We start from the raw sequence: 13,782 nt of genomic DNA on the forward strand, positions 1-13,782 counted from the left end.
CACGGATTCCATGCGCCGAAAGTGCCCGGTTCCGGGTCCTTCCGGCGTTGCCGCACCTGTTGGAAAGATGGGGGAATACGCGGGTACGGGCAAGGAGTTTGTAAGGTCGGGGCGAGGTGGTCCGGGCGATGAGGTCAGGCGGTCAGGAAGCCGGCGATTCGGCCGCTTCGCCCGGTTCCAGGACCTGTCCGCTCAGCCGGTTCCGGACACTGGACAGGACGGCGAGCACGTCTTCGAGGATGTAGTAGCAGATGGGCACCAGGATCAGCGTGATGGCGGTCGCGAACAGCACGCCGAATCCGAGGGATATGGCCATGGGGATGAGGAACTGCGCCTGAAGGCTTCGCTCCATCAGGATCGGAATCAGCCCGGCGAAGGTCGTGATCGAGGTCAGCAGCACGGGCCGGAAGCGGGCGACCCCCGCGTTCCTGATGATCTCGTGCAGGTCCGCGTCGGGTCCCGCACGGTCGCGTCCGCGGTTGATGAAGTCCACCAGTACCAGGCTGTTGTTCACTACGACACCGGACAGCGCGACGATGCCGAAGAGGGAGAGCAGCGAAATCGCGAATCCCATGATCAGATGGCCCAGGACTGCCCCCACGATACCGAAGGGGATGACGCTCATGATGATCATGGGCTGGACGTAGGACTTGAAGGGGATGGCCAGCAGTCCGTAGATCACGAGCAGGGCGACCAGGAATCCAAAGCTCAGGCTTTCGATGGACTCCTGCTGGTTGCGCTGTTGTCCCTCCAGGGTGTAGGTCAGGCCCGGGTACCTGGCCATCAGGGACGGCAGGTACGATGACGTGAGGTCGCTGAGAATGTCATTGGAACTGGCGACGGCGTCGTTCACGTCGGCGGTGACGGTGATGACGCGCTTCCGGTCCGTCCGCCGTATGCTGGAATAACCCCTTCCCATCTCCGCACGCGCCGCGAGCGAGAAGGGCACTTCGATGCCGGTCGGCGTCCGAATGCGCATGTTTTCCATGTCGCCCAGGGACCGCCTTTCCGATTCGGGATAACGCACCATCACGCGGACGTCGTCACGGCCCCGCTGGATCCGCTGGGCTTCTTCACCGAAGAAGGCCTGCCGGACCTGCCGGGACAGCCCGGCCATGGTGATGCCGAGAGCCTCGCCTTCGGGCGTTACGTTCAGCCTGATCTCCTGCTTGCCCGGCCTGAAATCGTCCGCCACGTCCATGACGCCGTCGTAATTCGCCACCGTGCCTTTCAACTCGGCGGTAGCCTGCAGCAGCGCTTCGGGATCGGGACTGGACAGTTCGATGTTGATCGCCTCGCCCGCGTTGAACAGGGAGGAGGTAAACGAGAGTTCCACGACATCGGGAATCGGACCGATGAGCTCCCGCCAGCGGTTCACGATTTCCTCGCCGCTGATGTTCCGGGTTTCCGACGGGGACAGGCCCAGTACGACCTCACCGATGTGGGAGGACCGGGCGGACCCGACAATGCCCCCCGCGTTCTGCTGCGCCCGGGCGGCGTTCGGCTGTTCGCCGATGGCCGCCATGATGTTCCGTACGACCTCGGTATCGCTACCGGGGTCGTCGCGGGCGATTTCGTCACCGACCTGTCTCTGCAGCAGTACGGCGCTTTCCTCGATCAGCCCGATATACCGGTCGGTGACCTCGGCGGGCGTACCCTCGGCAAGGGTAAGGTGCGCCGAGACGAATTCGTTCTCCACGGTCGGAAAAAACACGAAGCGGAGGATGCCGCCGGCCACGAGCCCGGTGGTGAGGATGATCGCGCCGACGCCGATGGACAGGGTGAGGTACCGCCAGGAGAGGGCCTTCTTCAACAGGGGGACGTAGACACCGTCCACGAATCGCCGGAGATTCCGGGCAACGTTGTCCTGCAGTTCGTACAGCCACTTGTCGGCGTAGAAGAGCACGAGGTAGAAGGGCCTGACCAGCAGGAACGTACGGGACAGCGGACTTTCCTTCTTCTTCGGCTGACCGTGGCGCAGGTGGGTGGGCAGAATGAGCAGGGACTCGATCAGGGAGAAGAGCAACATGAGGATGATCACGATGGGGAAGATCTCGAAGAATTTCCCCATGAGCCCCTCCACGAAGAACATGGGCATAAAGGCGACGATGGTCGTCAGGACCGCGAAGGTAATGGGCTTGGCGATCTCCTGGACGCCCATCCGCGCGGCCGTCGCGGGCTCCACCCCCTTTTCCTGGTGCGCGTAGATGTTCTCCCCGGCGATGATGGCGTCGTCCACCACGATGCCGAGCACCATGATGAAGGCGAAAAGCGAGAGCATGTTGATGGAAGCGCCCACCAGCGGCATCATCCAGAAAGTGCCGAGAAAGCAGATGACGATACCCAGGGCGACCCAGAACGCCAGCCGGATGCGCAGGAACAGGGCCAGGCAGAGGAATACGAGCAGGAATCCCAGCTGGCCGTTTCTGATCATCAGGTCGAGCCGGCTTTCGAGGAGCCGGGACTGGTCCTGCCAGGTGATCAGCTCGACGCCGTCCGGCAACTCCGCCTGCCTGGCGGCCACGTACCGGTGCACGGCGCCGGAGACGTCGAGGATGTTCTCGTTGCCCACGCGGAAGACCTTCACCAGGGCGGCCGGTTTTCCGTCGAACCGGGAGAAGACGTCCGTTTCCGCGAATCCGTCGACGACCCGGGCCACGTGGCTGAGGAGAAGCCGCGTGCCGTCGGAGCGGGACCGCAGCACGATCCGGTCGAATTCGGCTCCGACCAGGGCCTGTCCCTTCGATCGGAGCAGGATCTCGCCGCCGGGGGTCTTCACCGAGCCGCCGGGCAGGTCGAGCGAGGAATTCCGCACGGCGCCGACGACTTCGGAGAACGTCAGCCCGTAGCGGCGGAGCGCGGCTTCGGAAATCTCGATGGATATCTCGTATGGACGGACGCTCGCCAGGTTTACATGGCTGATCTCCGGCTGGGACAGCAGGTCTTCCCGGATCTCTTCGGCCAGGCGCTTCATGGACGGCTCGTCCAGCCGCCCGGCCACGGCGACGTCGATGACCTGGCGCCGGAAGATGATCTCCTGGATCACCGGTTTCTCCGTTTCCTCCGGGAAGGTGTCGATGGCGTCCACGCGGGACTTCAGGTCATGGAGCAGCGTGCGGGCGTCGGCGTCGGGGTCCACCTCGACCTGGATCCTGCCGACCCCCTCCGACGCGGTGGAACTGAGTTTCTTGATGCCGTCCAGGTCCTGAATGGCTTCTTCCACCCGGACGCATACCGCCTCTTCCACTTCGGCCGGCGCCGCGCCCAGGTAGGGGACCGTGATGATGACGATGTCGGTCTCGAACTCGGGGAAGATCTCGACCTTCAACCGGGATATCATCAGCAGGCCGCCCACGATGATCGTCATCATGAGCAGGTTGGCCGCCACGTTGTTCCGTGCGAACCAGGCCAGTACGTAGTTCATCTGCCCGTGCCTTCCTCTTCCTGTACGACGGTTCCGGACGAACTCGATTCGAGTACGCGCACTTCCATGCCGTCCACCTGGGTTTCGAGGGCGGACAGGCAGACGCGTTCGCCGGCCTCGATCCCGCTATGGACGTATACCTGGTCGGACGCTATCCGGAGGATCTCGACTCGCCGAAACCGAAGCCGGCTTTCGTCATCGATGATGGCGATCCGGTTCTCGCCATGCATGGCCGTCCGGGGCAATACCGCCACATCGGGATAGCGCTTGCCCAGGATCTCGGCCTCGATGAACATGCCGATGCCCAGGGGCGGCCGGTCGGGATTCGCGCCCCGGCCGTAAGGATTCTGGACCCTGGCTACCGCGTAGACCATCCGGCTCATGGGGTCGATCTCGCCCTCCATGCGGACCACCGTGCCGTCCCACCGGTGCCGGCGGCCGGCGAATTCGGCACTGATCACGACCGGGGGCCCCGCGGCGCGGACCGTCTCGCCGCGGAACTGCATGGGCGTGTCGAAGAATGCCAGTTCTTCATCGGGTATGGGCAGTCGTATCTCGGCGTAGTTGATGGCGTAGATGGTCGCCAGCGCCTCGCCCCGCCGGAGGAACTGGCCCACGTCCACGTTCTTCTTCCTCACCCTGCCGGCGTACGGCGCGCGGATCTCCGTTCGTTCCAGGTTGAGCTTCGCCTGCTGAAGTGCCGCGACGGACGCTTCCAGGTTGGCCCGGGCCTGGGCCAGTTGAGGTTCTCTCAGGACAAGCGGCATGGGTGCGCCCGATCCCAGCCGGCGCCATTCGTCCTCGGCGAGACGGGCTTCCTCCTGCTCAATCTGCAGCGCGGTGGCGAACCGGGCCGTATCCGCGGCGGCACGCGTGACCGCCAGTTCCGCGTCGCGCGGGTCGAGGCGCACCAGCAACTCGTTTTTTTCGAAGAACCCGCCGGGAACGAAGGAAGGAGATACGAAGACGATCTGACCGTCCGTCTCGGCCGAGAGCGCGCTCTCGGTCCTGGGCATCACCGCGCCCTGGGACCGTACCGTGAGCCGGACCGTGTCCAGCGTCGCGACGGCCGTGCGAACCAGCGGGGGCGGGACGTCCGGCATCCTGCTTTCCACCACGGGCCGGCTGCGGACCAGGAAGACCATGATCAGCACCGATCCCGCGACAATGGCCAGCGGAAGGGATATTCTAAGCCATTTGTTCATCCTCATACTCCTGTCAATCACCTGTATCTTTTATATCGCCGGTCTCCGTTGCCATTCGTTCGAATCCGCCGCCCAGCGCCAGGTAGAGGTCTACCCGGGCGTCCAGCCGTTGACGCCGCACGGCCAGGTACTGTCCCTCGGAATCGAAGGCCCGCCGCTGAGCGTCCAGCATGGTGATCACGTCGCTCAGTCCGCCGTGGTAACGCGATTCCGCCAGTTCACGGGCGGCCGCGGCCTGCGTCGTCGCTTCCAGGAGCGCGGCTTCGCGCCGCCGGAGAAGCCCGTCCGCCGCCAGGGCGGTTTCCACCTCCCCGTAGGCACGCAGGGCCCGGTCCGCGAAGTTCGCCAGGACCTGGTCCCTGTTGGCCTCCGCCAGGTCCACGCCCGCACTGAGCCGTCCGCCCTGGAACAGGGGTTGCAGCAGGCTGGACACGAGGCTCCATACGATGAAATCGCCATCGAGGAGGTCGGTCAGCGCGGCCGTGGACGTCCCGCCCGAACCGGTCAGGCGTATGGCCGGGTACCGTGCCTTCTTCGCTACGCCGATACGGGCGCCGGCCGCGGCGAGTTGCCGCTCGGCCAGCATCAGGTCCGGCCGGCGCGCGATGAGATCGGCGGGCAGTCCGGCCGGCACGGTCGAGGGTACGGGGGGCAGGTCTGAAGCGATGGCGAGTTCGGCCGAAGGATACCTGCCGAGCAGGATCTCGAGCTGCCGGACAACGCCGTCGAAGGCCTGCATACGCTGGAGGACGACGGCCTCGGCAGCGGCCACGTTGGCCAGCGAAAGGCGGAGGTCGAGGGCGGGTCTGAGTCCGCGCGCGTACCGGTTCTCGATCCGTTCGTTCACCACGCTGAAATTGTCTCTTGTCGCCCGGGCCAGTTCGAGCTGTCTGTAGGCTTCAATCGCGGCGAACCACGCCTTGGCGGTCTGGCCGGCCACGGAAGATCGCACTCCGTACAGGTCGGCCTGCGAACCCTGAAGATCTGCCAGCGCGGCCGCCTTGTCGTCGCTCAGCCGGCCCCACAGGTCGATCTCCCAGTTGATGTTCGTCGACACGCCGTAGTTCGTCGACGTCGTCTTCAGCACACCGCCGTTTCCACCAGGGATCGGGAATCCGATGAAGTTCCGGCGTGTCCTTGTTCGGTTGAAATCCAGGCTGACCTGGGGCAGCAGGGGGGCGCCCACGATGCGTGCCTGGGCCCGTGCGGCCTGCATTCGGCCGGTGACCGACTTGAGTTCGAAGTTGCGGGAGAGGGCTTCGTCGATGATCCCGTCCAGCCGGGCGTCGCTGAAATCCGTCCACCAGCGCGCATCGATCGTGCCGCCTTCCGACGGCGCGGCAGTCCACTCAATGGGTACCGGGGTATCAAGGGTGGGGTGCTGCGGCTTCGGCGCCGAAGCGCAACTCGATACCAGCGCCGCGTACACGAATGCGAACACGAGCATGGCCATGGCTGTTCGCAAGAAAACCTCCTGGCGGGCGGTGGCGGCGATCCTTGATATGCGCCTATCCGGACGGACGTCGAACACAGAAGAAACTCGGAACATCCGATATTTCCGTCAAGGCATTTCATCTTTGGACAACCCGCGGAATAAACCCTTGCGGCCCGTTTCATATATCTGTTGCAATTCGTTCACGGCATCGTTATATGGTATGCGCCGTAAACGGAATGCGCCGGGTTGCGATTGTCGGGGCAATGCAGGAGATGAGGCATGGGGGAAAGGCCGCGCGAAGCGAAGAAACCCTTTGTCCTGTGGTTCACCGGGCTGTCCGGATCGGGAAAGAGCACGATCGCGGACCGGGTCCACCGTAGTCTGCAGGAGGGCGGGATCAAGGTGGAACGCCTGGACGGAGATGAAATCCGGGCCGTTTTCCCCGATACGGGGTTCGACAGACCCGGACGCATGGCCCACATCGCCCGCGTGGGTTTCCTGGCGTCGGTCCTCGAGCGAAACGGCATCTGTACGATCGTGTCGCTCATTTCGCCTTACCGGGAGGCCCGGGAGGAAGTACGGCAACGCTGCGGGCGGTTCATCGAAGTGCACCTGTCAACGCCCCTGGCAGTGTGCGAGGCCCGGGACGTAAAGGGACTGTACGCCAGGTCGAGGCGGGGCGAGATCAGCGGGTTTACCGGACTGGACGATCCCTACGAAGCACCGGAAACGCCGGAATTGCGTATCGACACCTCGCGGCTGACGGCCGCGGAATCCGAGAAGATGGTCATGGACCACATCGCCCTCTTTCTGTAGAATCAACCATGCCACGATATTCCATCTCACACCTGATGCAGCTCGAAGCCGAGAGCATCCACGTCATGCGCGAGGTCGCCGCGGAATTCGAGCGGCCCGTCATGCTGTACTCGGTCGGCAAAGATTCCTCGGTCATGCTGCATCTCGCGCGGAAGGCCTTCTATCCGCAGAAACTGCCTTTCCCGCTCATGCACGTCGACACCGGGTACAAATTTGACGAGATGTACGACTTTCGAAGGCGCATGGCCGAGGAATACGAGGCGGACCTGATCGTCCACCGCAACGAGGAAGCCATCGCCGAAGGTGCCAATCCCTACGACCTGGGCACGCAAAGGTGCTGCGGCCTGCTTAAGACGCAGGCCCTGCTCGACGGGCTCCGGGAAGGGCGCTTCGATGCCGCGCTGGGCGGCGCCCGGCGCGAGGAGGAGAAATCAAGGGCCAAGGAACGGTTCTTCTCCTTCCGGGACCGGTTCGGCCAGTGGGATCCGAAGAACCAGCGGCCCGAACTGTGGAACCTGTATAACTGCCGCGTCGGCCAGGAGGAATCCATCCGGGTCTTCCCCCTCTCCAACTGGACCGAACTGGACATCTGGATGTACATCCACCGGGAGAGCATCCCGGTCGTGCCCCTTTATTTCGCCCGGGAGCGCGAGGTCGTGGTACGGGGAGAGCAACTGATCCCCCTGGAAGGGCAGGCCCGCCTGCTGCCCGGCGAGACCCCCCGCTCCATGGTCTGCCGGTTCCGCACGCTGGGCTGCTCGCCCTGCACCGGCGCCGTCAAGTCCTCGGCGACTTCCGTCGAAGAGATCATCGAGGAGATGATGGTGGAGCGCATCTCGGAACGTTCCACCCGCATCATCGATCACGACCAGGAAGGGTCGATGGAGTTGAAGAAGCGGGAGGGCTATTTCTAAAGCCGATTCGGACACCGAAGCGGCGGCCTGGCCTCACGACCGGCAGCGCATCCTGAAATGACCGACATCCAGACTTTTTTAACCCAGAACGAAGAAAAGGAACTGCTGCGCTTCAGCACGGCGGGCAGCGTGGACGACGGCAAGTCCACGCTGATCGGCAGGCTCCTGGCCGACTCGAAGAACATCTACGAGGACCACCTCGCCTCTCTCAGGCAGATGTCCCGCAAGGACGAAGCGCCCGATCTGGCCCTGTTGCTGGACGGCCTCAAGGCCGAGCGGGAGCAGGGCATCACCATCGACGTGGCCTACCGCTATTTCTCGACGCCGAAGCGGAAGTTCATCATCGCCGACACCCCCGGCCACGAACAATACACCCGGAACATGGCGACCGGCGCGTCCGGCGCCAACCTGGCGATCGTGCTCGTCGACGCGCGCAACGGCGTGCTGACGCAGACCCGCCGCCACGCCTTCATCACCTCGCTGCTCGGCATCCAGCACCTCGTCGTCGCCGTGAACAAGATGGACATGGTGGATTTCAGCGAAGCGGTCTTCGACGATATCCGCCGTGTCTTCCTGGACTACGCCGCCAAGCTGAACGTGAGCGACATCCGGCTCGTTCCGGTGAGCGCCCTCCTCGGCGACAACGTGGTGGAGAAGAGCGGCCGCATGCCGTGGTATCATGGGCAAACCGTGCTCGATATCCTGGAGGACGTGCAGTTCCTTACCGACCGCAACCTGGTGGACCTGCGCTTCCCCGTGCAGTACGTCATCCGCCCCCACCAGAACGCGCGGTACTACGCGGGATCGGTGCTGTCCGGCGTGGTCCGGCCCGGGGATGAAGTGCTGGTCCTGCCCGGGCAGAACCGGACGCGGGTGAAGTCCGTGTCCAGTTTCGACGGCGACCTCGATGAGGCCTATCCGCCCATGTCCGTTTCGCTGCAGCTGGAGGACGAGGTGGACGTGAGCCGTGGCGACATGATCGTCCATCCCAAGAACCTGCCCCACGTGGACCGGCGGTTCGAAGCCATGATGGTCTGGATGGGCGAGGCGCCCATGGACCCGTCGCGTCACTACCTGATCAAGCAGACCACACAGACCGCCCGCGTGAGCATCGACCACGTCGACTACCGCATCGACGTCGATACCTTGCACAAAGTCGACGTTTCCTGTCTTGTGCTGAACGAAATCGGACGCGTAGCCCTGACCTCGAACCGACCCCTCTTCCACGACGCGTACCAGAACAACCGGCTGACCGGGAGTTTCATCCTGGTGGACTATCTGACCAACCATACCGTGGCCGCGGGCATGATCATAGACCGGTTGCCGGAAGACCGCGTGCCCATGGACGTGGACGCCGGTTCCGAACCCCGCGCCTCCACGTCGAAGCGGTCCAGCCTGGTGGACCCGGACCGGCGGGTCGCGCGTTATGGACAGAAGCCCTGCACGATCTGGATCACGGGAATGGTGGGATCGGGCAAGTCGGCCGTCACCTTCGGACTCGAGGCGGCGCTGGACGAGGAGGGATACTCGGTGGTGGTGCTGGACAGTTCGGTCGTCCGCAGCGGGCTCAGCCGGGACCTGGGCTTCTCGGCGGCGGACCAGGCCGAGAACCTGCGGCGCGTGGCCGAATGCGCACGGGTGCTCAACGACGCGGGCCTCATTGTCGTCGCCTCCTTCATCTCGCCGAGCGAAGAAGGTCGCCGCCAGGTGGCCGAACGGATCGGAACCGACCGGTACGTGGAAGTCTTCGTCGACGCATCGCTGGACTGGTGCCGGAAGCACGATACCACGGGCTGTTACGTCAAATCGGACCGGGGTCTGCTGCGCAATCTCGCCGGCGTGGACTACCCCTATGAAAGGCCGCTTGATCCGGCGGTGAAGGTCGCGTCCGAGACCGACCCGGTGGACCGGTCTGTTTCACGCATCGTAGCGGTGTTGAAGGAGAAAGGCTACCTGCTCACCATCCCGCCAGCCCCATGACGAAGTAGGCGGTCTGCGCGACGATGAAGAGCAGGAGGAAGGCGATGGCCAGGGGCATGAGGCCGCTCACCACGGTCCACTTCACGCTCCTGGTCTCCCGGTAGACCGTCCACATGGTCGTCGAACAGGGGTTGTGCAGCAGGGAGAAGAGCATCAGGCAGACGGCGGTGAGGAGCGTCCACCCCTGCTGGTTCACCAGGAGATGCTGCAGTTCGGCCATCGTGTCCAGTTCGATCATCATGCCCGCGCCGGTATAGGCCATGATGATGGTCGGGACCACGATTTCGTTGGCGGGTATGGCGATGATGTAGGCCAGCAGGATCACGCCGTCGAGACCGATGGCCCGGCCCACGGGTTCCAGCCACTGCGAGACCCAGACCGTCAGGCTCTGTCCCCCGGCGTGGATGTTGCTCAGCAGCCAGATCACGCCGCCCGCCGGCACGGCCATGACCACGGCCCGCCACAATACGAAGATCGTCCGGTCGATCAGCGAGGTGTAGAGCACGCGCAGGATGCTGGGACGCCGGTAGGGCGGGAGTTCCAGCGTGAAGCTGCTGGCTTCGCCCCGGAGGAAGGACCGGGACAGCACGGCCGACACCAGCAGGGTCGTCGCGGCGCCGATCAGGACGATGAGGACCAGTGAGCCCGCCGCGGCCATGGCTGCGAAGGCCGGTGGGAAGGCCGCCGCCACGAAGAGGGTGGCCAGTATGATGAGCGTGGGCCACCGCCCGTTGCAGGGCATGAAGTTGTTGGTCAGGATGGCGATCAGCCGTTCCCGGGGGGAATCGATGACGCGGCAGGCCACGACCCCGGCCGCGTTGCAGCCCAGCCCCATGCTCATGGTGAGCGCCTGCTTGCCGTGGGCGCCCGCCTTCTTGAACAGGGCGTCGACATTGAAGGCCACGCGGGGGAGGTATCCCAGGTCTTCCAGTATGGTGAATATGGGGAAGAAGATCGCCATGGGCGGCAGCATGACGGCGATCACCCAGGCCAGCCCCCGGTACACGCCGTGCCAGATGAACCCGGTGACCCACCAGGGCATGCCCAGCCACTCGAAGAGCTCGACGCCGCGCGCACCCAGCCAGAACAGTCCTTCTGCCAGCAGGGAGGAGGGCACGTTGGCGCCCGATATCGTGATCCAGAAGACGACGCCCAGGAGCAGGGCCATGAAGGGCAGGCCCCAGATCCTCGAGGTCACGATGCGGTCCAGCTTCTGGTCCCAGGGATAGGAGGCCGTTTCGTCAGTGCGGACCACCTTCCGGGTGATCGCCTCGGCATCCTGGTAGATGGCCTCGACGATTTCATCCCGGTACGATCCGTCCAGACCTCGTTGCATCTCCTCGACCCGGCCGAGAATGTCCTCGCCGGCCGTGTGTTTTGTCGAAGTCTCGCTCACGATTTCATTTCCCGTCAATTGCACCGGCCTGGATGCCCATCCGGCTGAATTCGCCCGTTTCCAGGGCCCGGCGCACCCGGTAGTCGCCGTCGAGCAGCCTGAAGGCAATCCAGCGGGGGTTCGGCAGGTCCGGGTAGGACGTTCGTAGCATGCCCGTGATCGTATCCACCGTCCGGTCGAGGTCCTCGTTGCCTGTTATGCGCCGCGGCGCGTTCTTGATCTCGCCCTGGATCACGTCGGCGACCGTGCGCATCAAAAGGCCCAGTCCTTCCTTCTTCCGGGCCGACACGGGCACGACCGGCACGCCCAGTTCCCGGGAGAGCGAACGGTGATCCACCGAGATCCCCTTGCGCGCGGCCTCGTCCATCAGGTTCAGGCAGACCACTGCTCTTTCCGTGATCTCCAGCACCTGGAGCACGAGGTTGAGATTGCGCTCGAGCATGGTGGCGTCGACGACGATCAACGTGCAGTCGGGGCGGCCGAAGAGGATGAAGTCCCGGGCGATCTCCTCGTCGATGGACGCCGACAGCAGGGAATACGTGCCGGGCAGGTCGATCATCTTGTACCTGCTGCCGTTGAACTCGAAACCGCCCTCGGCCCGATTTACCGTTTTCCCGGGCCAGTTCCCCGTATGCTGTTTCAGTCCGGTCAAGGCGTTGAAGACCGTGCTCTTTCCCACGTTAGGGTTCCCTGCCAGGGCGATGACATAATCCCATCGATCCAGCGAAACACCCATCTGCACCAGGTTTTCCTGCAGCGCGCATGATGCGCAATCATGACCGGGCGGTGCGGCCGTGCCTTGCGGCGCGGGCGATCCTGACGGTGCGGCGTCGGTACTCATGCGTCGATCTCCTGTTCCTTCCGCGGTGCTTTTTCGATACGGATCAGATCGGACTGTTCACGGCGCAGCGCGATCATCGTATTGCGAACCCGGTAGGCCGTGGGATCGCTGAAGGCGCTTTGCATGACCCGCTCGACGCGTGCACCGGGCGTGAGACCCAGGTCCTGGAACCGCCTTCGGGTGAGACCCTGGCAGGCCGGCGCCAGCCCGACGACCCTCCCCGCCTCGCCGCTTTCCAGCGTGGTGAGCGGTACGCCCGACGGTTCGACGTCATCGGTGGGGGCCTCGCGCACGGACACGTTCGCGGCCACGACCGGCGCCAGCACATGTTCGGCGTCCGGCGTGCCGATGACCACCCGCACAGGCGACATGTCCACGATCGTGATGACCATCCCGGGGTGTAGGTCCTCGGCGATGATCTGGGCGTACACTTCGGGCGGTTCGTCCTCGATATGCACGATCAGCGCCGGAACGCCCGCCGGCCAGTCGACGAGCTTATGGCTTTCGATTTCCTTCATGTCGCCGGCGGCGTTCGGGATCGGATCCCCCTGGGGATCGAAGGCGGGATGGCCCATGTCGGCGTCCATCTTGTCGACCTGCGCCTCGGTCACCGTATGTTCCAGCCGGTGGGCGCGGGCATGGATCTCTTCCCGGGGCACCGAAGTCTCATCGGCGAGATACCGCTCGAACAGCCGGTGGGCCCGGACGATCTGGAGCGCCCAGCGGTGGCCCGCCGCCGTGAGCCGCATGCCCTGGCCCGTCACGACCACAAGATCCAACTGGGCCATGCGATTGACCAGGACCAGCGTGTGTTTCGTCGACGTGCCCAGGGTATTGGAAAGGGTCTCCACGGACGCCGGCCGGCCGTCGTGCTGAAACTGGTGCAGATGGGCAAGGGCGTCCTCCACGGCCTGCCGGGATTGCAGCCAGCGCCGGCGCCGGATGCGCCAGAACAGGCCGTATTGCGGTACGAAAAGCGCGCCGACAACGATGAGCACGATGATACCGGTCATGGGTCAGCCCGCCCCTCGTCGCTTCCTTCGCCGGCCGCCAGGCTTTCGACCAGGACGGTACGCGCGACCTGACGCCCGATATGGTGTTCCTCTCCAGCAATGCGCAGGAGCATGGGGCCTTCGAAGGGCTCCTTATTCAGTACCTCCACGGTGTTTTCCGGCCGCAGGCCGAGTTTCGCCAGATACCGGAGCAACTCCGGATCCGTGTCGGTCACGCGGCGGATGACCACGGTACGGCCCGCTTCCATGTCGGACAGCTTCTCGTGATTCGTGGTGGCGATGGCCCCGTCCTTTGTCGGAATGGGCGAGCCGTGGGGATCCGTTGTAGGGTATCCCAGCATGGCGTCGATCTTGTCCTCGAACTCTTCGGAGATCACGTGTTCGAGCCGTTCCGCTTCCGCGTCCACCTGGTCCCATGTAAACCCGAGCGCTTCCGCCATGTACACCTCCAGCAGCCGGTGATGGCGGATGATTTCGAGGGCGATCTTCCTGCCCGCGTCGGTCAGCCTGATCGCCTGGTAGGGCCGGTGCTCGACCAGACCAGACTCCGACAGCCGCTTCATCATGTTGGTGACGGAGGCCGCCGATACGCCCATCCGGTCCGCAACGGCATTGGTCGACGCAGTTTCGGCGTTTTCCTGCAGCTTGTAGATGGTTTTCAGGTAATCTTCGGTGGCGGGCGTGGGCATGGGAACGACCAATTACGGTTACGGCGTTGCCTGGATCGAAACGGCGTCATTTTTAGACAGGGATAAATA

Annotated in this window: 10 protein-coding genes; 3 read left to right on the forward strand and 7 right to left on the reverse strand. The window is 64.3% G+C overall.

Annotation, left to right across the window (positions count from 1 at the left end; all coding sequences use genetic code 11):
- Nucleotides 1-142: 142 nt before the first annotated feature.
- From F4Z81_02480 to F4Z81_02490, 3 genes are read right to left on the reverse strand one after another with little or no spacing between them, the layout of a single operon-like run.
- Nucleotides 143-3,424 (reverse strand): efflux RND transporter permease subunit, encoded by a 3,282-nt coding sequence (locus F4Z81_02480; protein MXW03914.1) that lies wholly within the window; start codon nucleotides 3,422-3,424, stop codon nucleotides 143-145.
- Nucleotides 3,421-4,635, reverse strand: a complete 1,215-nt coding sequence (locus F4Z81_02485) for an efflux RND transporter periplasmic adaptor subunit (protein ID MXW03915.1) — start codon at nucleotides 4,633-4,635, stop codon at nucleotides 3,421-3,423. The genes F4Z81_02480 and F4Z81_02485 overlap by 4 nt, the downstream gene beginning before the upstream one ends.
- Nucleotides 4,636-4,642: 7 nt before the next feature.
- A complete protein-coding gene (locus F4Z81_02490; protein MXW03916.1) occupies nucleotides 4,643-6,178 on the reverse strand; it encodes a TolC family protein in 1,536 nt (511 codons plus the stop codon).
- A gap of 165 nt (nucleotides 6,179-6,343) precedes the next feature.
- Between F4Z81_02490 and cysC the strand changes: the two genes are divergently transcribed.
- Genes cysC through cysN form a run of 3 tightly spaced genes read left to right on the forward strand, consistent with a single transcriptional unit; the run spans nucleotide 6,344 to nucleotide 9,774 of the window.
- Complete coding sequence (gene cysC / locus F4Z81_02495) at nucleotides 6,344-6,880, forward strand: adenylyl-sulfate kinase (protein MXW03917.1); 537 nt, start codon at nucleotides 6,344-6,346, stop codon at nucleotides 6,878-6,880.
- Nucleotides 6,881-6,888: 8 nt separating this feature from the next.
- Nucleotides 6,889-7,794 (forward strand): sulfate adenylyltransferase subunit CysD, encoded by a 906-nt coding sequence (cysD, locus tag F4Z81_02500; protein ID MXW03918.1) that lies wholly within the window; start codon nucleotides 6,889-6,891, stop codon nucleotides 7,792-7,794.
- A gap of 57 nt (nucleotides 7,795-7,851) precedes the next feature.
- Nucleotides 7,852-9,774: a sulfate adenylyltransferase subunit CysN gene (gene cysN, locus F4Z81_02505; GenBank protein ID MXW03919.1), complete on the forward strand. Its 1,923-nt coding sequence runs from the start codon at nucleotides 7,852-7,854 to the stop codon at nucleotides 9,772-9,774.
- On the opposite strand, the gene F4Z81_02510 is transcribed toward cysN, so the two are convergent.
- From F4Z81_02510 to F4Z81_02525, 4 genes are all read right to left on the reverse strand, one after another.
- Nucleotides 9,752-11,110, reverse strand: a complete 1,359-nt coding sequence (locus F4Z81_02510; GenBank protein ID MXW03920.1) for a ferrous iron transporter B — start codon at nucleotides 11,108-11,110, stop codon at nucleotides 9,752-9,754. The genes cysN and F4Z81_02510 overlap by 23 nt on opposite strands.
- Nucleotides 11,111-11,174: 64 nt before the next feature.
- Entirely contained in the window at nucleotides 11,175-12,011 is an 837-nt protein-coding gene (locus tag F4Z81_02515) for an iron transporter FeoB (protein MXW03921.1), read from the reverse strand.
- Nucleotides 12,008-13,024, reverse strand: coding sequence for a hypothetical protein (locus F4Z81_02520; protein ID MXW03922.1), 1,017 nt, complete (start codon nucleotides 13,022-13,024; stop codon nucleotides 12,008-12,010). The genes F4Z81_02515 and F4Z81_02520 overlap by 4 nt, the downstream gene beginning before the upstream one ends.
- Complete coding sequence (locus F4Z81_02525; GenBank protein ID MXW03923.1) at nucleotides 13,021-13,713, reverse strand: metal-dependent transcriptional regulator; 693 nt, start codon at nucleotides 13,711-13,713, stop codon at nucleotides 13,021-13,023. Before F4Z81_02525 ends, F4Z81_02520 begins: the two co-directional genes overlap by 4 nt.
- Between the last annotated feature and the right edge of the window lie 69 nt (nucleotides 13,714-13,782).

The sequence above is a fragment of the Gemmatimonadota bacterium genome (genome assembly GCA_009835325.1).
Taxonomy (GTDB): Bacteria; JAAXHH01; JAAXHH01; order JAAXHH01; family JAAXHH01; genus JAAXHH01.